This is a genomic window from Paenibacillus brevis, assembly GCF_018919145.1.
Lineage (GTDB): Bacteria > Bacillota > Bacilli > Paenibacillales > Paenibacillaceae > Fontibacillus > Fontibacillus brevis.
The window spans coordinates 1-23,479 of sequence record NZ_JAHLQJ010000031.1 but is presented as its reverse complement, the minus strand read 5'-3'; the positions used below and the strand labels follow the sequence as shown (position 1 = coordinate 23,479).

The following is a 23,479-nucleotide window of genomic DNA, read 5'->3' as shown; positions in this document are numbered from 1 at the left end:
CGAGAGCTATTGTCCCGCGGTTCCACCCTACTTGATCTGCCTGGCAGCTGAATTGCATACCGCCCACCAACAGATCCGCTTTTCACGTACCATTCCCATCCTCCCGGGCCGCCGCTTCATGAGTTCCTCCGGCCGGGCTTCCACTACCCCCGACTCGCTGTTCTTGCCGCTTCGAAACATCATTACTTTTCCCGATCAACGCATAGGTCTCCAGAAAGGAGAAATTCTTATTTATAATATCCGATTTCACATGCCACGTCAAATCTCGTATTTATCAAGCTGGTCCAGAAAGTTGCGCGACTTCAGCTTAAGCCCAAGCTGCATATCCATGAAATCCCGCATGATCCTCTTGAGCTCCGCTTTGGTCTCATCCTTAACTTCAACATTGCCCAGCCTGCGCATATCCATACGTTCAAAATAATGAAGCAGCTTAAAGGTGCCTGCAGACACTTTTTGAGCAGCCGGATCGTGATGTCCGCAGGAAGGACAGAGCGAGCCTCCCAGCCGGGGACTTATTTTATAAGTATCGGCCGAACGTCCGCAGGATACGCAATTTGAGATTACGGGTCCATAGCCGGCCGCTTGCAAAATTTTCATCTCATACAGCGCAATGACAACCTCGGGATCTTTTTTCGAAGCCAGCGATTCAAGACAAGCCTTCAGCTGTGTGTACCAGAAGCTGCCCACCTCTTCATCCTGCAAGGTCCGATCCAGCAATTCGCAAGCATAGGAGGCATAGGCCGCTAAGAAAAGATCCTCACGTAAAGAAAAGTGAGATTCAATAATCTCACCTGAATTCAATGTGCCCAGGCCATGGTTAGGACGGTAAAACACAAACTCTCCGAGCGTAAAAGGCTGCGTTAGTGCCGCATGACGGCTCTTGACCTTCTTTGCCCCCCGGACCAATACTCCGATTTTACCGTTGCCCTCTGTGCACAGCGTGATGATCTTGTTCCCCTCGCCATAGTCCATGCTGCGGATGACAATGCCTTCCACCCTGTATAGCATGTCTCTTCCCCCATGTGTGAAGCTTGTTATAATTCCTGTTGTTCCTCCGGAACAACCCATTCCTCTGCGGCTTCAGTCATCTCGTCCTCTGGATTGCCGACAGCTTCTTTATAGAGCATGTAAGCATCGACATCTCCAGTCATTGAAAAATACTTCCACGAAAAATCTCGCATTCGTATTCACCCTTCCCTTCGAAATGACGCCTTTCAAATTAGTGCTCAAAAGTGATGACTTTTTGAACTACCATGTTCAAAGGATAGGATGCTCGGGTAAACACGAACTAATGTGATACAAATCCTCCCAATCCGTCTACATGTCGCGGTGGAAGCCCAAATCCTTCAAAATCCGTTCCTGATTCCGCCAGTCCTTCTTTACTTTTACCCATAGCTCCAGGAAGGTTTTGGATCCCAGCAGATTCTCGATATCTTGTCTGGCCAGCTTGCCGACTTCCTTAAGCAAGGCGCCTTGCTTACCGATGATAATTCCCTTCTGGGAGTCTCTCTCCACAAAAATAACAGCAGATATATAGACGACCCCATTCTGTTCCACCCGCATATCTTCAATAGTTACGGCAATGGAATGAGGGACTTCCTCCCGGGTCAGATGAAGTATCTTCTCCCGGATCAGCTCTGCACATACAAATTGCTCCGGATGATCGGTCACCTGATCCTCCGGATAGTATTGCGGGCCTTCCGGCAAATATTTTCCGATCTGCTCGATCAATGTATTCACATTGCTTCCAAGCATCGCGGAGATCGGTACGATCTCTGCAAAATCATACAGCTTCCGATACTCCTCGATGATCGGCAGCAATTCCTCCGGCTGAATCCGGTCGATCTTGTTCAATACAAGAATAACAGGAGTGCGGACATTCTTAAGGCGTTCAATGATAAAACGGTCTCCGCCTCCCAGCCCTTCCGCGGTATCAACAAGGAACAGGACCGCCTCAACCTCCCCAAGGGTGTTCAGAGCTGTCGTGTTCATGTAATCGCCAAGCTTGGACTGCCGCTTATGGATGCCGGGCGTATCCAGAAAGACCACTTGCATCTCTTCGGATGTATAGACCCCATGAATTTTATTACGGGTTGTCTGCGGCTTATCAGACATGATTGCGATCTTTTGGCCGATGATATGATTCATCAACGTAGATTTCCCGACATTCGGCCGGCCGACGATGGCAACGAAGCCCGATTTGAATTTGGATTTTGCCATGTAGTGAAAGTTCCTTTCGCATCTTTATGCTATATTTTCATAACTATTGGAAGTACTTGCATTATTCCTGCTGTTCCTGCAGATTCACGGAGCTAAAATAGTATGGCAGCAGTTCCCCTACCGTAGTTTCTTTGACATCACCCTTCAGGTTGCCTAAAATAACCGGCATTTCCGGGCCGCATAGTTCGAGAAGCACCTGCCGGCACACCCCGCATGGAGAGATCGGCCCCTCGGTATCGCCAACAATCGCAATGGCCTGAAAGGATCCCGGCTTCAAGCCGTCAGCAACCGCGCGAAATACTGCCGTCCGCTCCGCACAATTGGTTGGTCCATAGGCCGCATTCTCAATGTTACAGCCATGGTGAACCTTTCCCGACTGATCTAGCAGCGCGGCTCCAACGCCAAAACCTGAGTAAGGGATATATGCTTTTTTCCGTGCCTCAACCGCTTCTTGAAGTAACGCCTTGTAATCCATTCTATCAGCTCCCCATTCTAAATGAACCGCTGTACTACAATCCCAGTAATGTCATCACAGGCCTCCAGAACACTAAAAGTCCGATGAAGACGGCAAAAGCCGCGGCGATCAGCACAGCTCCGGCAGAAGCATCCTTGGCTTTCTTCGCCAATTCGTGCCACTCCGGTGCTGCCAGATCCACTGCAGCTTCAATCGCAGTATTGATAACTTCCGTTGTAAGAACCATCGCAATGGTTAACAGCAGCAGCGCCATATCTCTTGCAGGGAGACGCAGCAACAGTGCGGCAATCAGCACAGCAATTCCGGCGGCTGCATGTATTTTCATATTACGCTCATGCATCACTGTTTCTCTAATGCCTGACCATGCATCCCGAAAGACTCTGCTCCAGCTGCGGCGGGGCTTCATTACCGAACCAACCCTACCTGGGCCAGGACTGCTTCCTGTTTCCCCATCATGACCTGTTCACTGGCGGTATCTTGGTGATCATAGCCAAGCAGATGCAGGAATCCATGCACAAACAGGAATCCCAGCTCACGTTCCAGGGAATGACCGTAGTCTTCACTCTGCGACTTCGCCCGCTCGACGGAAATGATGATGTCGCCGAGCACATCGGTCAGCTCGTCCAGCTCTTCGCCTTCCTCAAGCTCGTACACGATATCCATTTCCTCATCAAGTGATTCGTTCATAGCAAAGGATAACACATCGGTAGGACGGTCAATGCCGCGATACTCTTTGTTCAACTCGTGGATAGCTTCATCATCCACAAAAGTCAGATCAACCTCTCCGTCGGCAATGCCCTCCATCTCGGCAGCCGCTTGAAGCAGCTTGTCCAGCAGTTCGATCAGGCTGTCCTCGACCGCCATTTTGTCTTGATCATTGTTCCAAACCAGTGTTAGGCTCATTCACAGCACTCCCCTTGTCTTTCTCTTCGGTCGCCTTGTTCTTCTTGATTTGATCCGGATATTCGATTCGGGAATGGAAGATTCCCATGACTGTTTCCTTCAATGTCTGGGCAATTAGATCAAGCTCGCGCATCGTCAAATCGCACTCATTAAACTGATGATCATCAAGCCGGCTCTTGATAATCTTCTCGATCATGGTCTCAACCTGCTCCACTGTAGGCTTGCGAAGCGAACGCACAGCAGCCTCTACGCTGTCGGCAATACCTACCACAGCAGCCTCTTTGGATTGTGCCTTCGGACCAGGATAGCGGAAGTCGTTCTCGGTGAAGTCCGGTTCCAGACCCTGCTCCTCGGCCTGCGAGAGTGCTTTGTGATAGAAATAGTGCAGGAATGTAGTACCATGATGCTGCTCCGCGATATCGCGGATCGGCTTCGGCAGCTTATATTCCTTCTGCATGTCCACCCCGTCCCGGGCGTGGGCAATAATGATTGATTTACTAAGTTTAGGATCTATAAAATCATGCGGATTCTCCATATTGTTCTGGTTCTCGATGAAGTAGCCCGGGCGTTTCGTCTTGCCGATATCGTGATAATATGAGCCTACCCGGCAGAGTAGACCATCTGCTCCGATCGCTTCAGCAGCGGCCTCGGACAAATTCCCGACCATGACACTATGATGATACGTTCCCGGTGTCTCGGTCAGCAACTTCCGAAGCAGCGGATGGTTGGGATTAGACAGCTCCACCAGCTTCAGGGCAGACAGGATGCCGAAAGTGACCTCGAAGAATGGCATTAATCCGATCACCAGAATCGTGGTCAACAGCCCTCCGGCAATGGCAAAGCCGATGGCATACAGCGTTTCACCATTCTCTGCCCATCCGTTGTTATGAATGACAATCAACGAGAAGACGGCCAAGGACCCAAAGAGGCAAATCATAATACCTGCTTTGAGCAAGGTTGACCGCTGGCTGGCCTTGTGAATGGCAAAGATCGATGCATACGAAATGACCAGGGCAAACAGCCCGAATTCAAAGTCAAAGATTTGTCCCTGATGAACATTCAAAATAATACTTGCCATAATGCTTAACAGAATGGAGCAGGTATAAGCCAAGGACAGGTCGATCAGCAAGGTGATCAGCATGGCTCCCGTCGCTACCGGCGCCAAATAACCCATATAAGGACGCTGTTCATTTTGCAGGATAGAAGTAATATGTAGTGATAGCAGCGTGATAAGCAGAATCAACAGCAGCATAACAAATTGCGAATTGTTGTACTTGAAACGGTTTACCCCTTGGGATTGACGCATAAACAGGATCAGACCGGTCGCCATTAAGGCAGACAGCAGGACAAGCCCCAACTGCGGCCAGTAATTAACCTCATCCTTCAATAGTCCATTTTTCTCCAGCAGACTATACATTTCCTCGGAAATTTTTTCGCCCTTTTGAATCAGGACATCCCCTTGCTTGATATAAACTGTAGGGGTATTCTCTCTGGCTTCTACTTTCGCAGCTTTTGTGGCCTCATCGTCGAAAAACTTGTTCGCGGTGATCGACAGTCTTGCGAGTTCCTGTACAACCTCACGGGAGGTCCGCTTGCTTAGCGAGCTGGTGCTGACCATTTCCGCCACTTTCGCCCGGGCGGTCTGTGCGTCGACAATCTGGTCCGTCATCAGCCTGGCCACGATATCGGCAGCAACCGGCTTCATCTCATTAATATCCTCTGCCGTCAGGCGGGGAATTTTAATGAAGGTCTCCTCGGAAATGGAATATTGCTGTTCATCCACCTTCCGGGTAATTTCCTCAAACAGGGTCGCTGAATAAGAACTGTTGGAGCGATTATTCATAATAAAATTCTGCACGTGATCCTTCACCCGCTGCGGAAGCTCTTCACGATAAATATTAATCTTATCATCGGTCGATACCTGATCGTCCTGATTCAGCCGAGAGATGCGATCAAGCAATTGGCCAACCAGCGCCTCGTTGCGAAGCGGCAGGATAGAATAAATTTGTCCCACTTTCTCGGCAGCCTCTTCTTGCGCCTTTAGCGTCGCCTTTGTATTCGGTATATCCATAGGAGCCAGTATTTCTTTATCCGCCGGCAAGCCTACGGCAATGTCGTAAGTTTCCGGCAACAGCTTGGGCGACATACTTAAATACAGCATGACAATGAGCGCGCCATACAGTACATATCGTACTGAGGAGCTGTACTTCCAGCCTGCCGTCTTGGATTGGAGCTTGCTCTTTCCTTGTTGGTTGCTTGAAGTCATAGAGACAGCCCTCCCGCGAAATTATAAACCCAAAGCAGCCTCACCCGGATAATTTCCGGGTAAAGGCCTCCGGTAATTAACTTACTGACCTTGCTGTTCGGCAGCGCGATCATACGCAACAATAATTTTCTGAACCAAGGAATGCCTTACGACATCAGAATCATCGAAATGAACAAACCCGATTTCCTCGATCGGTTCCAAAATCTTTCCCGCCTCGACCAGACCGGACTTTTTGCCGCGCGGCAAATCGATCTGTGTTACGTCTCCTGTAATGACCATCTTCGAGCCAAAGCCCAGACGGGTCAGAAACATCTTCATTTGTTCAGGGGTTGTATTCTGGGCCTCATCCAAAATAATAAAGGAATCATCCAACGTACGCCCGCGCATATAAGCCAATGGTGCAATCTCAATCAGTCCCCGCTCCAGCGCCTTGGCTGTCTGGTCAGGCCCCATCACATCATACAAGGCATCATAGAGCGGCCGCAAGTAAGGATCTACCTTCTCCTGCAGATCTCCCGGAAGAAAGCCCAGGCTTTCCCCTGCTTCCACAGCAGGTCGGGTCAGGATGATCCGCTTGACTGCGCCTTCCTTCAATGCTGTTATCGCCATAACAACGGCAAGATAGGTCTTCCCCGTGCCCGCAGGACCGATACCGAATACAATATCCCGCTTCCGGATTGTCGTGACATAATGCTTTTGGCCAATCGTCTTGACCCGAAGCGGCTTGCCGCGATAGGTGACCGCAATTTCTCCCCTATATAAATCAAGCAATTGATCGGCACGAAAATCCTTCGCCAGATCAATCGCATAGAGCACATCCCGTTCGGTTAGAATATACCCGTTCCGGATTAATTCAAGTAATACCTCGAACAATTGCTTGATTTTCTCTACTTCCTGTTCTTCGCCGCGAATCGAAATCTCCGATTCACGAAGCGCAATGGTTGCATTGATTCTTTGCTCGGTCAACTTCAGAAAAACATCCTGCGGACCGAAGAGCGCCAGACCTTCCGATGCATTCTGGAGCGGTATTTTTATGCTGTACAGTTGTTCTGACAAATAGACTCATTCTCCTTGATCATATACTATCGGGAGTTCTTCCGCGATGGATTGTTCCACTTCAAAAAGCACTTTCATATAAACTTTACCATTGTCTGTCTTCTCATGCAAAATTTTTTGATTCAAAATCGTTGTGTCAGCGCCGTTTTTGGCTAAAATGTCTTCTTTTGCCCGTTCGATCCCATCGGCGGCAGCCTTCTCCTCGCTCAGCTTAAATTCCAGCTCTGCTGTCTCTTGAATTTTTTCGCTCATCCAGCCGATCGGAAGCTGGAAGCTTCTCCAGGTCAATGGATCAAACTCTGTGGTCACCCGAGACGATTCAAATCCGTCAGCGCCGTATCCGGTCAACTGAATTGCTGTCCGTCCAAAGTACAGGTAGCCGCGCTCCTTTTCTTCCCCGGTAAACACGTTCTGCTTGCGGATAAGCGGAACTTCTATCTCATATTCATGCCATACATTGGCCCGAATTTGACCCTTTGATACAACGGCCTTTCCGCCTTGATATCCGGACACCAGAATTTGCCCCTTCTTGACCCGGTCATGCTTTTTCACCTCAGGTTGACCCTTTTCTGCATAAATGAACGTAATGACGCCATCGGCCTTGCTGACTAAATGACTCGGGCTGACAAGCTTCTTCTCCGGCTCGGTCGCCTCTACAATTTGAATATGAACCTTGGTTCCGGTTCTTGAAACACCAACCCAGGAGATTCCTTGAAGCTTGCGGCTCAGATTGGCTGACAGCTTGTCCTGTGAAGGCAGCGCAAAGGTCCACTGAAAAGGATACAGCCCTTCTTCCTTCGCAGCAAGCAAGATATCCTGCTTCGCTATCTTATCATTGCCTGTTACCTCGATATCCCAGACCATTCTGGTTAAGCTAAAAAGGACCGCCGCGAAGAGAATAAACCCGGCGGCAAACCACTTGCGGCGCCAAATACGAAGCAGCATGAACGGCAATCCGAACCGCTCTTTCACGGAGACCCGGCAGCCTGTCCGCTTTAACAGCGGGCGAAGCGTAAAAAAGCTGTCCACCTTCATGCACAGCTCCATCTTCCGATCATTGCGAGGCTTGATATCCCAGACCTGAATTCCCGCAGCGGTCACCTCATTAATGAAGCCTTCGATGTCTCCCCCACGGACAATGACCGTTACGGCCCCGCTCCACTTTGACAATATCGATGATTTCATGAAGATCCCTCCGCTTCACGATAGTTAATACCGTTGATTTTTCCTTCGACCACAATTTCTTCAGGCATGATTTCCTTAATCAGCAATCCGCTCCCATATACCTCCAAGGTTCCTTCCTTTGTGCGCAAATGAAGGGCCTCGGGGGAAAAGTGCACAATGCCGCGGTGGTTTTCTATGTATAACTGCTTGCCGCCAACCCAGGTGAGCCTTGGCAAATCAAACACAAGATCATTCGGAAGATCCAGAGCTTCGACCGTCCATTTCCGTATTTTTCGAATCATCCGGCTCATACTGAGGCAAACCTCCTTCTTTTACTTTACACAGTATGCTAGGAGCGGCTTATTTATGAAAGACAGAAAAAACACCCTCTACCAAAGTAGAGGGTGTTGCTGTGTTCTAACTATTGCAGAAACTGTTGAACTGCCTGATTAACCAGCTTGCCGTCTGCCCGGCCTTTGACCTTAGGCATTAGCGCGCTCATTACCTTCCCGATATCGGCTTTCGAAGTAGCACCGGTTTCCTGGATGGTCTGCTGTACGATAACTTTAATTTCATCTTCGTTCAGCTGTTCGGGAAGATACTCGGCAATAATCTCGGCTTCCGCCTTAACATTTGCGGCAAGATCGTCACGACCTGCTTTTTCAAATTCTTGGAGGGCATCTTTGCGCTGTTTGATCTCACGACTTAGGATATCAAGCACTTCACTATCGTCCAAAGTTCTTTTCAAATCTATTTCAAGATTTTTAATCGTAGCACGAACCATTCGAATGGTGGAGAGTTTGAACTTGTCTTGACTCTTCATCGCTTGCTTCATATCTTCGTTCAATCGCTCGCTAAGACTCATGGTAGCAATTTCCTCCTAAAACTTTCTTTTACGAGCAGCCTCAGACTTTTTCTTGCGCTTTACGCTTGGCTTTTCATAATGCTTGCGTTTCTTCACCTCAGCCAATACGCCATCTTTAGCGATTGAGCGCTTAAAGCGACGAAGTGCAGCATCAATTGTCTCGTTTTTGCGAACTTTAGTTTCAGACACCAGTTTTCCCTCCCTCCGACCAGACCGTCCAAGAGCCTAACACGGTTCATCAAACTTCATTATAGGGGAAAAATAAATAGGGTGTCAACCTGAGCACCCTATTTTTAATATATGGAAGAAGAATGTTTTCTTTATCAAGCGTGCGAGCTGGAATTTTGGACTAAAGCGCCTAACTTCGTCCCGCCAAGCAGATGGTAATGGATATGGTAGACCGCTTGTCCGCTGTCAGGCCCGCAGTTATTAATCAGACGATAACCGGACTCTGCTACGCCAAGCTTCTTTGCCGCCTCCTTCGCAACCAAATGCAGATCGCCAAGAAGCGCTGCATCCTCTTGCTCCACATCGTTCATCGTAGCAATATGCTTCTTGGGGATAATCAGTACATGTGTCGGTGCCGCAGGCTCAATATCGTGGAATACAAGAAAGCGGTCGTCTTCATAGACTTTATTGGACGGAATCGAGCCTTCCGCAATTTTGCAAAACAAACAGTTTTCCATAGGTAAGCCTCCATTATCATATAGTTCCCTCTATCATACAGAAAAATGGCAAAAAAAAGAAGCACCCTAGCGTACTCAGCGAGTTCGCTTCTCACACGGACGTATTGGACCGAAAATAATAAATTCTCTGTCAGCAATACGTCCGTCGGGGTGCTTGCAAAATTGATGTCGGCTAACTGTAGTATAACAGCGGGTTGATACTGTATCTGTGATCAACATCACTTATTTTTGCTTTGTGAAGAAAATATCATCTAAAGCTTCGGATATCATTGTTTCTTCCAAATTGATAGATTGCGATCAGAAAGAAGACGAGCGCAAAAGCCAGCAGGATCCCCAAATAAAGCGCAATTTCAGCGAAACCTCTACCGTTTTGCAGGGCTTGGATCGCTTTCAGCACCCAGCTCTGGGGCATGAAATCCGATACTTTGCGAATCGCGGAAGGCATCACCTCAGGAGGAAAGAAGCATCCCGCCAGCATACAGCTTGGAATGATAATTAAATTTTGCAGAGACCCGGAAACACCTCTGTTTTTAGAGATTGCGACAATAACTAGCGAAATGCTAACCGAATTTAGAGCAAACAGCATCATCAAGCCCATCAGCTGGAGGACTGGAATCCCGGAATCAATTCGGAATACATACTGTAAGCATATCAGCGTGAACACGGTCTGCGCCAGCATGACGAACAAATTCACAGCAATATTAGCCGCAACATATGTCCTGGAGCTGACAGGCGATGAAATAATCCGGAAATAGGTCCGATCCTCCTTGGTGTTCAAAATCAACTCCGATAAGTTGACTGCCGAGGTCATCATAAACAGAATCAGGAATCCGATGGACTGATAGGTCATCTGCTTCTGGTCAGAATGGTCGTTCACCGTCTCGGTCTCCACCTGGAAATTCCCTTGAAGGTTGGTCTCCAGCAAGTGCTTGAACGTCTCGGGATCACCGTCCGCAGCTTCGGCGAGCAGAACCATATTACCGATATGTCCGTTCAACATGGCCTTAAGATAGGCCGTTACCTCGGCACCCTTAACGGACTCGATCACAATATGCTCCGGCTCTCCATCAAGCAAGCTTGCGGAATAGCCTTCTTCAATAATGACTCCTCCATCCAGCTTGCCGGAGTATAGTCGCTGATGAAGCTCCTTCTCCCCCATCGTTTCAAGCCGCACATGGTCTAATCCGCTGATGAACCGGACCGTATCTGCCGCTGCGACCTCGCTTCCTTCAGCATTGACAATCCCCAAGCGAAGGCCCCCCTGATCACTGTTTCCGTATAGAAGCATGGAGACCAGTATCCCCGCAATCGGCAGGCCGAAATAGATGATCAGGTTACTAGCCTTGCGGAACTCTCTTTTCAATGTAAACAGGATCAGCCAGCTCAAATTATTGTTCATCTATAGCCCCTCCTTGCGGCGCATCATTGCGGCAGCGGCTGCCAGCATGATAACAGCCAGCCCTAGATTTAAAAATACGACCGGCCACATCGAAGCTATCTGACCGGCGTATACGATCCGGGTTAATGCGACATTGGCCCAGCGGATCGGAGACAGATTGGTCACCCAGTGAAAAATGCCGAGATCCTCATCTACGCCTATCGCCACATAAGCACCGCCGAAAAAGGCTGCCAGTTGAGTGATGATCATAAGAACACTTCGGCTTGATGCCTGATTGAAGAGATAGCTGACGGTTAATCCCAAGCTTACGGCCAATACAACTTCCGAGAACAACACAGTCAGTACAGCGGGCATGTGATCACCCCAGTAGGCACCAAAGACATATTTGCTCACGAACACCACGATGCTGACGCAAAGCATATTCGTGACCAAGCTTCCCAGTACTTTTCCAGTGAAAATATCGAATTTTGTGATTGGCGCAGCGGTCAGCCTACTGGCTGTTCCCCATCTGCGTTCACCGCCTATCAAGTTGCTTGCAGACCATGCTCCCCACAATGCCACCATGCAGCTCATAGCTAGCGCATAATAATCCAGCGCACCGGGCTGACGTTCTGCAACCACCGATACTTCACGGACATAGTCAGAGCTTCCCTTTGCATCGTCCAGGATCTGGAGTGCTCTGGCAGCGTCTTTAGTCTGGGAGATGGTCTGGACTGCTGTATACCGATCTCCAAACGTAAGCATCATCCCTTGAAAAATATCGCTTTTGAGACTGTTACGGCTGCTGCTATAAATATGGATGCCTGATGAGCTTAACTCTACATAGCTGTCATAAAGGTCCTGCTCGACCTCCGTTCGGCCCTCTGTCCCTTCCTGCCAATCATCAAATTGAACTCCCGACTCCGTCACCCCGGCAGCAAATGCCGCGAAGCTATCCGACAAGGCAGGATTGTCACCGCTATCCCGGACAAGCACGCGAATCTCACCCACCTGGGCGATCACTCCGAATGTACTCCCTAGGGAAAATCCCAAGATCAGCATGAGAGTGAGGGGGAAAGCCAACATGAACATCAAGTTCCAGCGATCGCGAAAATCATGCTTGAGCTCTTTAACTGCTATACGCAATAGATTCAAGTCGTCCCCTCCTAATCCCTCAGGTTTCTTCCTGTCAGCGTCAGGAACACTGTCTCCAGATTAGGGGCCTGCTCCTCCAACGCCTTGATTTCAGAACCGCTGTCGATCAGCAGCTTCAGAATCGTCCCCAGATTATCGACAGCCAGATCGCTGCTAATCGTAATCAGGTTGTCGCTGACAGAAATCGCTCTGATCCCGGCGATTTGCTTCAATGTTACAGCCAGCTCCGGATCTGCCTTTTTAAGTTCAATGGTAATGTTCTTCATATCGGTAATGGCTGCAATCAACTGTTCCTTGGTTCCATCGGCAATGATCTTGCCGTGATCGACGATTGCAATCCGGGTACAGATCTCCTCGACCTCCTCCATATAATGGCTGGTGTATATGATCGTACAGCCCATTTCATTCAATCTGCGTACCGAACCCAAAATATAGTTGCGGGATTGCGGATCAATTCCAACCGTAGGCTCATCCATAATGATCAGCTTGGGGCGGTGAGCAATTGCGCAAGCGATATTGAGCCGCCGTTTCATCCCGCCGGAGAAGTTCTTAGGATAGCTCTTCTCTTTATCCTCCAATCCGACGAATTGGAGCGCCTCCAGCGCCCGTTCCTTCAATTCTTCGCCCCGAAGGCCATACAATCCAGCGAAGAAAATTACGTTCTCCAGAGCGGTCATATCCTGGTAAATGGCCAGCTCCTGCGGCACGATACCCAGATTCGTCTTGGCAAATCGCCGGTGCTTCGCAATATTGCGTTCCAAAATACGGATCTCCCCGCTTGTCGGTCTTAATAAAGAAGCCACCAGATTGATCGTCGTGCTTTTCCCGGCACCGTTCGAACCCAGGAATCCGAAGATTTCCCCTTCCCTTACCGATAAAGACATGTTATCGACAGCAATAAACTCGCCGAACTTTTTGGTCAACCCGCGGATATCCAGTACGTTCACAAGCTCAACTCCCTCCCTAGCGTTTGATTATGTATTCATTGTAAGAAAAAAGGATGACCTCATGTAGTGCATAAGTTCATCCTTTTGATATGAATAATTTCATGAATATGCAGAGAAATTTCACCCTTCCTCAGGTTAGCATCACGACATCTCGCTTAGCGGAATCAAGGTAGTTACACTAAATCCGCTTGCACCATCAGCGATCACCGTTCCGTTTACGGCTGCTGCCCGCTCCTCCATGCCAACCAGTCCGAGTCCCTTGACAATCTTAGCCTGCCCGCGCCCGTTATCAGACACTACCGCCTTGACCAGCTTGCCCAGTACTCTGACCTCCACATGAACGGCTGTCGCCCCGGCATATTTGGCCGTATTCGTGAGCGCCTCAGCTGCATTGTCGTGAATGACCTTCCAATGCAGCGGACTGATTCGTTCAATTTCTCCTTCATGCACAACGGTTGTGAGCAGACCCGAGCTGCTGCCGAATGCTTCGACCACGGCCTTCAACCGATGTATGCCCAGCTGTTGGGTTGGAGGCTTCGTATTTTTTAGAGTCAGCCGGATTTGCTCGATTGCCTCCTGAGAGATACCGATGGCATTCTGGAGCAACTTCTCTGCAGCCTGTTCGTCCTTCCATAGCAAGGCCTTGGCCGCCTCCATCTGAATCAGTGCACCCGTCATGGCATGTCCTACCCCGTCATGCAGCTCTTGGGACAGTCTGTTTCGTTCCTCCAGCTTATAGGTATATTCAGCAGCACGAATAAAATCTTCATTCTCATGAAGTCTGTTCATCAGCCTTTCCTGTGTCCCCCTGAGCTTATCCAGCTGTTCCTCCTGCCGCCTGATCTTGCCTTGCAGAAGATCCGCATAGGTTCCGTTAAATGCAAAAAACGCGGTGATAAAAGCGTACCCTAACTGCAACTGCAATTCCGACAGGAATAACAACGGAAGTGCCATAACGCTTAGCAGCACATAAGGACTGCGAAGATAACCGTTAAGGAGATCCCTCAAAGTAAGCGGAAGCAGCAGTATGAACACAGGATTCACGCTATGCATACATAGCAACAGGACATAGCCGGCAAAGGCGTTCAGCACTAGTTTAAGACGGGGCGGATGGACTAATTGGGCCAGTAGCATCACTGCAATGTAAGCCAGCAAAGAGAGCACCATCCAGGGTGACGGCTGCACCTCTCCAAAATAAGAGACAGCGATGATAAGAAGAAGCACAATCAGCTTATTGACGAGATTCCACCGCTCCATGATCTAGCGGATCCTTCCTGTCAAATAATAAATAGCAATCTGCGTCCGATGCTCCAGCGAAGTCTTGCTTAACACCGATGTGATGTAATTCGCCACAGTCCCCTCCGAAATATACAGCTCCTTGGCGATTTCCTTGTTGGAGAGCCCCTTGGCGATACGCGACATCACTTCAAGCTCCCGCTCGGTAAACAGCGTCTTATCGATTGCCGGACTCTCCTCATGCTGACGGTTTTCACCCAGACTTAACTTCAGCTTGTCCAGAATCACATTTTGCAGAACATTATGGCCGTGATAGACACTTCGAATCGCATCGCAGATCCGTTCCGGATCATTGTTCTTGAGCAAATACCCCTTCGCCCCATAACGGACCGCATCCACGATATATTCATCATCATCAAATGTCGTCAGGATAAGCGGCTTTGTCTTCGTTTCCTCCGCAAGAATCCGTGTTGCTTCCACTCCGTTCATATTCGGCATCCGGACATCAAGCAATGCAACGTCCACTTCATGCTCCCGGCAAAAATCAACCGCTTCAGCGCCGTCTGCAACGGCCGCCAACACCTCAAAGTCTCCATAGGTGTTCAATATGATCCGCATACCTTCCCGAATGAACGAATTGTCATCCGCAATAATGACCCGAATGTTCATCTCTGGCCCACTTCCTCGAACTTTGGTTCGGACTGTACGTTATATCAGTCCTTGCTACAGCTTGACGGCGTCCCCGCTATCGAAGAAAAACAGCCACTTCTCATCGACAGGCATACCCGTTATTTTCTCCAATGCCTCCGCATACAGCTCGAGCTGGAAGCGGTAGCTCTCGGTCAGGGCGGCAGTGCCGCCGCGGTGCGAAAGCACCTTGTCACTCTTGTAATCCAGCAGAATTACCCGTCCATCCACCTGGAACAGGCAGTCGATAACCCCCTGTACCAGTACAGTCTCTTCCCGTTCATTATGCTCCTCGTCCATACTGTCTTGCGGTTGTGAATGATGCAAACGGCGGTGTGCCCGGGAAGCCGGCAGTCCGAAGCTGAAAGGCATCTCGCGCCGGATCCAATCGGCTTGTCTCAGCGCCATTCCGAGCGGACTATATCGGAACTGGATAATATATTCGAGGTTAATTCCTGAGATCTGCTCCGAAGTCATGATCTGGCGTTCTACCAGTTGATTCAGCAAGGAGCGCAGGCTCTCTGCCGTTTCTTCCCCTTCAAAAGAAATATGCTGCATCAAGGTATGATAGGCTGTTCCACGTTCGGTAGGTGTGAGTCTGTTCTGTTCCATAAACCTTGGTCTTCTCAGATGCAGCTGGAACTCCGGTAAAGACGGCTCGCCATCCTCCGCAGAAAGTGCAGGCGGTGTCAAAATATCCACAGCCGGAGACTCGTCCGAGTACAGAGATTGGTAAGACTTCAGCTCCGTGACGCTTGTCTTCGCCGGAAGCATCGTATCCTCACGATAAGGATACGTCCAGCTTAACGCAGCCTTCACTTGCCCGTCTGCTTCCTGGTTTACATGATGAAGCCAGAACGGGGCTTCGTCGGATAATAACAGTTCCTGGACCGAATGCTCTCCCGGCATGAACGGCTGATCTGAAGGAGCTGCTATCCCATCCCCCAGCTCAGCTGTGGCCGCAGCCTCTTGGTGATCTACCGCAGCAAGGGCAGAATCGGAATCCGTTAAACCGGATTCCGCCCGGATCAGCCATTCGGACGCGGTATCGGCCAGCACACCGGAAGCTGTCTCCGGCAAGCCTGCCCAGCGGCGCAATTCAACTGCCGAAGGGGTACGGATCAGCGAAGGGCCGATCCAATCCAGATAGGAGCGGGCACCGGCAAGCAAATAATCCGGCAGCTGCTCCTCGCGGATATCCATCACTGAGCCCCAGCCTTCAATTGTCTTGCTTAGGTCTTTTACAGCAGATATCAAGATCAGTTTGTCTTTAGGACGAGTGAGGGCCACATACAACACTCTCATCTCCTCCGCCAACAATTCCATTAACGCTCGTCTTCGGATCGCCAGGTTTGGCAACATGGGATAGCTGACTCTCCTGATGCTGTCCACGAGCTTCGGACCAAACCCCAGCTCCTTATGAATGAGGAAACGGGCATTCAAATCCTGCCGATTGAACATTTTCGATAAGCCGGCGACAAAGACGACCGGAAATTCCAGTCCTTTGCTCTTATGGATCGTCATGATCTGCACAGCTTGCTCCAGTGATCCGGAAGCCGTTGCCGCACCCAGATCTCCGCCATTCTCGCGCAGTCGCTCCAAATATCTGAGGAAACGGAATAGCCCGCGGGATGATGTCGCCTTCTCATAGGCATTAGCCCGATCGTGCAGCGCTTGAAGATTGGCCTGCCGCAGATGTCCGCCGGGAAGCCCCAATGCCCAATCCTGGAGACCGGTATCCCGGTATATTGCGCGGATCAGTTGCCCCAGATCTCCCTCACTGGCCAGATTGCGCCAGTCATCCAGCTGTTCCAGAAATAAATTCAACTTATCCTGGGCTACCGCATCCATCTGATCCCCGGAAGCCGCAGAGAGAACAGCCTCATAGAAGCTGCCGCTCGGCAAGGTCAAGCGGACCTGTGCAAGCTCTTCTTCGCTCAATCCGAAGACAGGCGAGCGCAACACGGCCGCAAGCGGAATATCCTGCAACGGATTGTCTATAACCTGCAGCAAGCTTAGCATCGTCTCCACTTCGGACGCTTGAAAATACCCCTGATTCAGTTCACCGTATGCCGGTATCCCTTCTATTCGAAGCTCCTCAATCATGATGGGAGCCCATGACAGGGTAGAACGGAGCAGGATGACCATATCTCTGTATTCGACAGGACGGAGCCGCTTAAGCTGCTTATCATAGACCTGCAGCGGAGGCTGTCCGGTCTGCCCGGTCAGTTCGCGGATTCGCCGGGCAATTGACCGCGCCTCCAGCCGGACGGCTTCCGGTTCCACATCATTCTCTTCCCCGCTCTTGTCATTTGATCCGCTGACTGTGGATCCTGCGTTTGCGAGATCGCCAGACGCTTCTCCGAATGAGGAAGAGGCTGAAGCCGTCCGATCCAGAAGCAACAGCTCTGGTCGGTAATCACTGCCCTCGTTCAGATTCTCATAACCTTCCCCATACACCAGCTCCGCCCTGTTATCATAGGCGATTTCAGCCACACCTTCGTTCATGATCTGCCGGAACAGCAAATTAACCGCATCGACAACCTCGCGTCTGCTGCGAAAGTTCCTGGCCAGATCAATTCGCAGTCCGGAGCCGGTGAAATCACCGCCATAGCTGCGGTATTTCTCCAGGAACAGCCCTGGCTCCGCCAGACGGAAACGATAGATACTCTGTTTTACATCGCCAACCATAAACCGGTTGCCAGGAGACTCCCGTGAAATGAGACGCACGATATCCTCCTGAACCGTATTTGTATCCTGATATTCATCAAGCAGCACTTCCTCATACTGGAGCTGATACTCCCTTGCAGCCTCGGAAGGCATCGTCATTGCCGGCGTCGAATCAGGGTGCCGCAGAATTTGCAGGCAATAATGCTCCAGATCCGAAAAATCAAGCCAGCCTCGCTCCGTTTTCTCCTTCTTGTAACGTTCTCCGAATTCAATGACCAGCTCAGCCAGCCCATCCATTAGCGGAGCGGCAAGATACAGCTCCTTCAAGTAATCCTGAAGCGAGCGGGAGAACAATTGTCCGCGCAGTTCGGTTACAGATTTCTTGACATCGTCCCGCAGCCTCTTCACCCGTTCCTGCAAATCAGGATCTGTCAGATCCTTCTTGCAAGGCTTTAGCTTGCCGAAGCCTGCTCCAAGAAATCTTTCTTGCAATCCAGTCCATCCGTTAGCTTCCGAAGCCGCAGCCTGCAGGCTGGCGATGAGAGCCACATCCTCCCGCAGCGTCTCCGCATAAGGGGCCGGCCCGCCGGGAGATAAAGCCAGCGCTTCAGCCTGTCGAAGCACATCGGCCGCACCGTCCAGAACGATCAAAGTATCCTTCAGCAGGCTCGACAGCCAGCCGCTATCCTCCAGCTCGGACAGATCAGCCGGGCGAAATGCAGCTGCAGCCTGACGCAGCCAGTGTTCGGGCCAGGATTGACTGCGGGAAAATTCATACAGCTTCTGAACGAGCACGAACACCTCGGCATCACTGCGCTCTCCGCTGAACCAATCTACCAGCGTCAGAAAGTCGCCGCCCTCTTCCTCTTCGGCATACTTTTCCTCGAACAGGGCCTCCAGCACTTCTTGGCGAAGCAGCACAGTCTCACTCTCTGACGCAATCCGGAAGCCGGGATCAAGCGGAATAAGCGTGTAATGCCGCTGAATCACTTCCATACAGAAGGAATGGAGCGTTGTAATCGAGGCTCGGCCAAGCATGGCCAGTTGCCGGGACAAATGCTCGCTTCCCGGGTCACGCTCCAGTTCCCGCTCTAACGCTTCACGGATGCGCTGCCTCATTTCCGAGGCCGCAGCTTTGGTGAACGTTGCCACTAGCAACCTGTCCACACTTAAGGGCTGATTGGCAGCCGACAGCTTGCGGATAATCCGTTCGACAAGCACAGCGGTCTTTCCTGAACCGGCTGCCGCTGCAACGAGCATATCTCCACCGGAGAGAGAGATCGCATTCCACTGATCATCACTCCAATAGCTCCCCTGAGGTTTCGGTATCCTGTTCATTGGCCCTGCTCCTCCTCTCTCCCGGGTTGTCCAAGCATACTCCAAAGCTCTTCCTTGCCGGGCTTGTTCAGCACTTTATAGCTGCCGTCCAGCCCTTCATCAAACCGGCATACCGGTTTGAACTGGCAATAAGTGCATGCTGTTTCTGCCGCTATTTTATACGGGGTTATTTGAACCTCACCGTCCGTAATTCGGGTTCCGATATCCACAACCTTATGGCGCACAGAGCTTAATAGGCCCTGCCATTGCTCCAGCGTTGCCACGGAGGCCGTGCTATAGAAGCTGCCGTCGCTTTTAACCGCTACAGGCAGTATGTCCGAATACCCCTTCTCTAGCTGGCCGTCCATCCGGGCAATGACCTCACGATCTGCAAGCAGCAGGCCTTTCATTTTGAACCGTTTCAGCATTTCGCTGTAGGCTTCCTCTTCACTAAGTTCGTTACTGCTCTGAAGCAACGGATTATGGACATGAAAATACAAAGTTCCAGCCGGAAGCGCCGGCCGGCCGAGCCACATTTCCGCCGAGCTGAGCAACACATCCAGATAGGTCAGCATCTGCAGGGATAGTCCGTAATACACTTCATGCAGCTTCAAGTCCGTCTGGCTGGATTTATAATCAATAACTCGGAGCAGCACGCCTTCTTCCCCTTCGGACATATCGACCCGGTCGATTCGTCCTACAATCTCCATCACGCAGCCGTTCGGAAGCTCAAAGGTCAGCGGCGGAAGCGGACGGCCCGGACCAAAATCAAGCTCGAGTCCGATTGGCTCGAAGCTGCCTCTTCGAGACTGCTCGCCGAGAATAACCGATGCCCGGCCAACAATTTGCTTTAATTTACGCTTGATATAGCCATAACGCTTCGTGCTGAGCAGAATCTCGCCCTGGAGCTTGGGAGCGAGGCGCTCCACGACTGCATCTGCCTCTTGAAGACACTCCTCCGGAGTCAGACTCCCCCAGCTGCGGCCTTGTTCCTTGAAAGTGACTGCCAGTTGGCTTAGCGCGGAGTGGAACAACTGTCCAATATCCGGAGCTTTAAGCCGATATAGCTGACGTTCCTTAAGCCTTAGACCGTGGGAAGCAAAATGAGAAAACGGACAAGCCGAAAACTTCTCCATCCGCGACACACTTGTCCGCAGCACTTTGCCATATAGCTTCCTGCTCGTCGCAGGAGCCAGGCTGTGTGCGCGGTTACGATAATCGAGCGAGCCTACGAGCCTTCTCAACACACCGCTCCATTCCGGCGATTGATTGTACCAATCCAGCGCACTCCACCATTCCGCCGAGATGGGCTGGCCGGTTCGCCACACACGAAGCTGGCTGATCAAGCGCGGTAAAGTAGGCACAGGGCTGCTTATATAGTCGAGCGCAGGCACCTTAGCATCATCGAATACAGGCTCGCCCTCCATTTTACGCTCCTGAAGTATGCCTCCAGGGAAGATAGCCTTCATCTGGCGGATCACTTCGGAAGGAAGCAAGGGTTTGCCCTCCTCATCTGCCTGCGGATAGCTGAGCCAAAGGGAACGGCTTGCCGAAGATAGCGCGCCATAAATGAGGAACCGCTCATCAAGCAACCTGCGCGTCAGGCCCGGTGCCAGCTCTAATCCAAGCTCGCCAAGCAAGCTGCGCTCTCGGTCGCTCAGCAACCCCTCCTCCTGAATCCCCGCAGGCATAATGCCTTCGTTAACTCCGAGCAGAAAAACATGCAGCGCACGGCTTGTACGGGTGCGATCCGTGCTTCCGATCAGAACCTGATCCAATGCGGGAGGCACCAGGCCCAGATTAAGCGATTTGATTCCCGTCTCCAGCACGCCTGCAAATGCTTCAGGTGCGAGCTTCTCATCCCCCATCATCTCGACAATCTGATCAAGCAAATCCAGCAGTGCCCCCCATAATTGACGATGCTCTGCTGCTTGCTGCGGCCGTCCCTTCTCCAGCGCTTGATGCGACAGAAGATCAAGCCTGTCCGCTGCCGAGATTGCCTCAAGCAGTCCATAAACTGCGAGGCACATCTCACGTGCCGACTTGGCCTGCTTAAGCGCCTTGTCAAAGGCTGCAAGCGGTGTGACAACCGCATTGCGGCAGCGTTCGAGCAGCTTCAGCTTATCCGCAGCGGTACTGGTTTGTTTCCCCTCTGCTTCCTCCAACGATTCGCTCGGTTTAGGCTTCCATGGACGGCCATCTGTCCAGCGGTAACCCTGAATGCCGCTGGCAAGCACGTAGTTCTCTAATTCGTCCATATCTTCCCGGGTTAGACTATGATCCGCAGGCAGCAAAAATCCGGTCTTCACACTGCGGAATACGTCCTCATACCTCCAGAATTTCAGCACAATATCCATCGATGCCCGGATAAATTCAACCAAAGGATGATGAAGCAGGCTTTGCTTCTTATCCATAAAATAAGGAATTCCATAATCCTCAAATACCGGTCCCAGCACCTGTGCATAGTCGTCGATATTTCGTACAAAAACGGCAATATCTCTATACCTGGCGCCTTCCTCGCGGACAAGGCGGCGAATTTGCCTAGCGGCTCCATCGACTTCAATCCGCCGGCTTCCGGCATTTAACAGAACAATGTCCTGCTCCAATCCTTGCGGAGTCTTTGCGCCCTGCCAAGGCTTTCTTCGTTCGTAAGCCTCCTCTAGATAGGCGAGTGCTTCACTGCTTCGAAACCGCGGGTACGGACGTGAATTCAAGATGATTGTCGGCTTGATCTCCACACCCACCGCTTCCGCCAGCTCCCGAAGCTTGATATAGGTGGAGGCCGTTGTATGAAATAAATTCAATTCATGAGGCTGTGCACCATCATCATAGGATCGATCCAGCGTTAACGCTACAGTGACGGAATCAACCGTCTTCAGCAATTCACCAAGCGCCTTATATTCCCCAGGAGTAAACGAATGGAATCCGTCAATCCACAGCTTGGCCCCACGAAAATAAGCCGAGTCCTTCGCTCCTTCGGCTAGCTTGACAACATGGTCCTCTGCATCGATGTACAGCCCGGACAGCTCAGCATCAAATTCGCGGTACAGCAGGCTCAGATCATGCAGCTTGTCCTGTAACAACGCGTTCTCTCCCTGAGTAACAGGGGCCGATGTCAGTACCTCTCGGTAGCCGCCTAACAGGTTGAAGTCGGCTTGATGCTTCTTCAGTTCGGTATAAAGTGAATTCAACTCATCAATCAGTCCGAGCTGATCGCCGCCCTTCCCATATAAACGAAGTTCTTCTTTGTGTCTTCGCATAATTTTGTATAGGAGCATCTTCTTGCCTTCGTCACTGATCGGAATCAAAGCTGCCCCGCCGGTCTCCTGCATAACCCGGAGCGCAAGCCGGCGGAAGCCGAGTACCTGCAAGCGAACCGTGCCAGAGATGCCGGGGGCATTCAAAATCGCCTGTTCAATTTGAAATGTCCCCTGCTCCGGGGCAAGCAGAATCATCGGAGGGCCTGTCGGATCCTCGCGCAGCTGTGATGTGATATCCTCCAGAATTTGATGGCTCTTGCCGCTTCCGGAACGGCCAATGATCAATTGCAATGACATGAGGCTGCCTCCCTTATGATGACGGTGTACCTGCCCGCTCGTTTTTTCTAACTGTAAATCAGTATAACATACCTTCATTCGATAGGAATATACGTTCCCTCTTATGGCAAGCTGTCATTTCTGTAAACCTGCAGAGAAGTGTACAAAAGCAGGAAGACAGTTAAACGTTGGCGGGCGAGTTAGAGGGGGCAACGTGTGAAGAGTTGCTACAATCGCTGTTGTTCGCGGATTTCTATGATTGGACTAAGTTCTAACAAGGGAGAAATCCGCTCACAAAGGCGACCACTTCGCTTCTTCACAACCCTTCACACTTATGCCCTGGTTACTTCGCCTTTGAAGTTTAACTGCAATGCAATTTGCACATGCCTGCGGCATAAACTGCATTGCAATATGTTGCGCTGCAATAAGCTTGTCTCCTGCGGCGTGCAAGTAAGGTGATACTGAGCGCAAGCCTTGGGCAAAGCGCGCTTGCGGCAGCTTGCGCAATTCGCTTTACGCGCGAACGTGATGGCATACCGAGGTGTATCTGGAGTTTCGCCTCATTTCATGATGCTCCGGCTTGCGTAGAACTTCGCCTATCCCACAGAAATTCCAGTTTTGCTCTGAACCTAACTTTCCTCACTTGGCCAGCCACATTTCGATCACGCTCCAGTGAAATTACAAATTACTTCCCTTCATTCTCTGCTCGGTGCTCGAACCCACCTGTAGTGAAAAAACTTACCTTAGATCTCCAGTAACTTGTAAAAACCCACGGTTTAGCCAACTTTAAGCGCAAAAATTTTCACTATATCCGTATTTCCATCATTTCACCTAAATTTAGAGTAACTTTTTTCACTGCTATGAACGTTTTTTGTCAATCCCCTATTCCTTTGCCTTTTAACCAAAGGTTTATATCCA

At 50.6% G+C, this 23,479-nt stretch carries 21 protein-coding genes; all 21 read right to left on the bottom strand.

The genetic code is table 11. From position 1 onward, the window contains the following. Window positions 1-27: 27 nt before the first annotated feature. Window positions 28-183, bottom strand: coding sequence for a hypothetical protein (locus KQJ23_RS22420; protein ID WP_216481131.1), 156 nt, complete (start codon window positions 181-183; stop codon window positions 28-30). A 75-nt stretch (window positions 184-258) separates the two neighbouring features. Beyond that, entirely contained in the window at window positions 259-1,008 is a 750-nt protein-coding gene (gene recO / locus KQJ23_RS22415) for a DNA repair protein RecO (protein WP_216481130.1), read from the bottom strand. A 26-nt stretch (window positions 1,009-1,034) separates the two neighbouring features. Further along, complete coding sequence (locus KQJ23_RS22410; RefSeq protein ID WP_212942089.1) at window positions 1,035-1,181, bottom strand: YqzL family protein; 147 nt, start codon at window positions 1,179-1,181, stop codon at window positions 1,035-1,037. Between the two features lie 136 nt (window positions 1,182-1,317). After that, window positions 1,318-2,220, bottom strand: a complete 903-nt coding sequence (gene era, locus KQJ23_RS22405; RefSeq protein WP_216481129.1) for a GTPase Era — start codon at window positions 2,218-2,220, stop codon at window positions 1,318-1,320. A gap of 61 nt (window positions 2,221-2,281) precedes the next feature. Beyond that, on the bottom strand, window positions 2,282-2,695 hold the full coding sequence (locus KQJ23_RS22400; RefSeq protein ID WP_216481128.1) for a cytidine deaminase: 414 nt from the start codon (window positions 2,693-2,695) through the stop codon (window positions 2,282-2,284). Window positions 2,696-2,729: 34 nt separating this feature from the next. Continuing rightward, on the bottom strand, window positions 2,730-3,101 hold the full coding sequence (locus KQJ23_RS22395; RefSeq protein ID WP_216481127.1) for a diacylglycerol kinase family protein: 372 nt from the start codon (window positions 3,099-3,101) through the stop codon (window positions 2,730-2,732). Further along, window positions 3,101-3,598 (bottom strand): rRNA maturation RNase YbeY, encoded by a 498-nt coding sequence (ybeY, locus tag KQJ23_RS22390; protein ID WP_216481126.1) that lies wholly within the window; start codon window positions 3,596-3,598, stop codon window positions 3,101-3,103. The genes KQJ23_RS22395 and ybeY overlap by 1 nt, the downstream gene beginning before the upstream one ends. Further along, window positions 3,570-5,864: an HD family phosphohydrolase gene (locus tag KQJ23_RS22385; protein WP_216481125.1), complete on the bottom strand. Its 2,295-nt coding sequence runs from the start codon at window positions 5,862-5,864 to the stop codon at window positions 3,570-3,572. The genes ybeY and KQJ23_RS22385 overlap by 29 nt, the downstream gene beginning before the upstream one ends. A gap of 81 nt (window positions 5,865-5,945) precedes the next feature. After that, complete coding sequence (locus KQJ23_RS22380; protein WP_216481124.1) at window positions 5,946-6,920, bottom strand: PhoH family protein; 975 nt, start codon at window positions 6,918-6,920, stop codon at window positions 5,946-5,948. Window positions 6,921-6,926: 6 nt separating this feature from the next. Continuing rightward, on the bottom strand, window positions 6,927-8,105 hold the full coding sequence (gene yqfD, locus KQJ23_RS22375; RefSeq protein WP_216481123.1) for a sporulation protein YqfD: 1,179 nt from the start codon (window positions 8,103-8,105) through the stop codon (window positions 6,927-6,929). After that, window positions 8,102-8,395, bottom strand: a complete 294-nt coding sequence (yqfC, locus tag KQJ23_RS22370; protein WP_216481122.1) for a sporulation protein YqfC — start codon at window positions 8,393-8,395, stop codon at window positions 8,102-8,104. Before yqfC ends, yqfD begins: the two co-directional genes overlap by 4 nt. A 110-nt stretch (window positions 8,396-8,505) precedes the next feature. After that, window positions 8,506-8,949 (bottom strand): GatB/YqeY domain-containing protein, encoded by a 444-nt coding sequence (locus KQJ23_RS22365; RefSeq protein WP_044479332.1) that lies wholly within the window; start codon window positions 8,947-8,949, stop codon window positions 8,506-8,508. A 15-nt stretch (window positions 8,950-8,964) separates the two neighbouring features. Further along, complete coding sequence (gene rpsU, locus KQJ23_RS22360) at window positions 8,965-9,138, bottom strand: 30S ribosomal protein S21 (protein WP_005547957.1); 174 nt, start codon at window positions 9,136-9,138, stop codon at window positions 8,965-8,967. A 134-nt stretch (window positions 9,139-9,272) separates the two neighbouring features. After that, the gene (locus KQJ23_RS22355; protein ID WP_216481121.1) at window positions 9,273-9,635 is read right to left on the bottom strand and encodes a histidine triad nucleotide-binding protein; all 363 of its coding nucleotides are present in this window, start codon (window positions 9,633-9,635) and stop codon (window positions 9,273-9,275) included. A 247-nt stretch (window positions 9,636-9,882) separates the two neighbouring features. Beyond that, window positions 9,883-11,034, bottom strand: coding sequence for an ABC transporter permease (locus KQJ23_RS22350; RefSeq protein WP_216481120.1), 1,152 nt, complete (start codon window positions 11,032-11,034; stop codon window positions 9,883-9,885). Next, complete coding sequence (locus KQJ23_RS22345) at window positions 11,035-12,168, bottom strand: ABC transporter permease (protein ID WP_216481119.1); 1,134 nt, start codon at window positions 12,166-12,168, stop codon at window positions 11,035-11,037. 11 nt (window positions 12,169-12,179) lie between these two features. Then, entirely contained in the window at window positions 12,180-13,115 is a 936-nt protein-coding gene (locus KQJ23_RS22340) for an ABC transporter ATP-binding protein (protein ID WP_216481118.1), read from the bottom strand. 141 nt (window positions 13,116-13,256) lie between these two features. Beyond that, window positions 13,257-14,372: a sensor histidine kinase gene (locus KQJ23_RS22335; protein ID WP_216481117.1), complete on the bottom strand. Its 1,116-nt coding sequence runs from the start codon at window positions 14,370-14,372 to the stop codon at window positions 13,257-13,259. A 3-nt stretch (window positions 14,373-14,375) separates the two neighbouring features. After that, window positions 14,376-15,020 carry a response regulator gene (locus tag KQJ23_RS22330; protein ID WP_216481116.1) on the bottom strand — a complete coding sequence of 215 codons (645 nt, stop codon included), beginning with the start codon at window positions 15,018-15,020 and terminating at the stop codon, window positions 14,376-14,378. A gap of 54 nt (window positions 15,021-15,074) precedes the next feature. Beyond that, window positions 15,075-19,046 (bottom strand): helicase-exonuclease AddAB subunit AddA, encoded by a 3,972-nt coding sequence (addA, locus tag KQJ23_RS22325; protein ID WP_216481115.1) that lies wholly within the window; start codon window positions 19,044-19,046, stop codon window positions 15,075-15,077. Further along, complete coding sequence (gene addB, locus KQJ23_RS22320) at window positions 19,043-22,582, bottom strand: helicase-exonuclease AddAB subunit AddB (RefSeq protein WP_216481114.1); 3,540 nt, start codon at window positions 22,580-22,582, stop codon at window positions 19,043-19,045. Before addB ends, addA begins: the two co-directional genes overlap by 4 nt. Between the last annotated feature and the right edge of the window lie 897 nt (window positions 22,583-23,479).

Excerpts from the sequence above, each read along its gene's own strand:
- KQJ23_RS22365 (WP_044479332.1), bottom strand. The coding sequence starts at position 8,949 with ATGAGTCTTAGCGAGCGATTGAACGAAGATATGAAGCAAGCGATGAAG.
- KQJ23_RS22350 (WP_216481120.1), bottom strand. The coding sequence starts at position 11,034 with ATGAACAATAATTTGAGCTGGCTGATCCTGTTTACATTGAAAAGAGAG.
- addB (WP_216481114.1), bottom strand. The coding sequence starts at position 22,582 with ATGTCATTGCAATTGATCATTGGCCGTTCCGGAAGCGGCAAGAGCCAT.
- KQJ23_RS22330 (WP_216481116.1), bottom strand. The coding sequence starts at position 15,020 with ATGAACATTCGGGTCATTATTGCGGATGACAATTCGTTCATTCGGGAA.
- KQJ23_RS22420 (WP_216481131.1), bottom strand. The coding sequence starts at position 183 with ATGATGTTTCGAAGCGGCAAGAACAGCGAGTCGGGGGTAGTGGAAGCC.
- KQJ23_RS22385 (WP_216481125.1), bottom strand. The coding sequence starts at position 5,864 with ATGACTTCAAGCAACCAACAAGGAAAGAGCAAGCTCCAATCCAAGACG.
- KQJ23_RS22355 (WP_216481121.1), bottom strand. The coding sequence starts at position 9,635 with ATGGAAAACTGTTTGTTTTGCAAAATTGCGGAAGGCTCGATTCCGTCC.
- yqfC (WP_216481122.1), bottom strand. The coding sequence starts at position 8,395 with ATGAGCCGGATGATTCGAAAAATACGGAAATGGACGGTCGAAGCTCTG.
- KQJ23_RS22410 (WP_212942089.1), bottom strand. The coding sequence starts at position 1,181 with ATGCGAGATTTTTCGTGGAAGTATTTTTCAATGACTGGAGATGTCGAT.
- ybeY (WP_216481126.1), bottom strand. The coding sequence starts at position 3,598 with ATGAGCCTAACACTGGTTTGGAACAATGATCAAGACAAAATGGCGGTC.
- KQJ23_RS22395 (WP_216481127.1), bottom strand. The coding sequence starts at position 3,101 with ATGAAGCCCCGCCGCAGCTGGAGCAGAGTCTTTCGGGATGCATGGTCA.
- era (WP_216481129.1), bottom strand. The coding sequence starts at position 2,220 with ATGGCAAAATCCAAATTCAAATCGGGCTTCGTTGCCATCGTCGGCCGG.
- KQJ23_RS22335 (WP_216481117.1), bottom strand. The coding sequence starts at position 14,372 with ATGGAGCGGTGGAATCTCGTCAATAAGCTGATTGTGCTTCTTCTTATC.
- KQJ23_RS22400 (WP_216481128.1), bottom strand. The coding sequence starts at position 2,695 with ATGGATTACAAGGCGTTACTTCAAGAAGCGGTTGAGGCACGGAAAAAA.
- yqfD (WP_216481123.1), bottom strand. The coding sequence starts at position 8,105 with ATGAAATCATCGATATTGTCAAAGTGGAGCGGGGCCGTAACGGTCATT.
- addA (WP_216481115.1), bottom strand. The coding sequence starts at position 19,046 with ATGAACAGGATACCGAAACCTCAGGGGAGCTATTGGAGTGATGATCAG.
- recO (WP_216481130.1), bottom strand. The coding sequence starts at position 1,008 with ATGCTATACAGGGTGGAAGGCATTGTCATCCGCAGCATGGACTATGGC.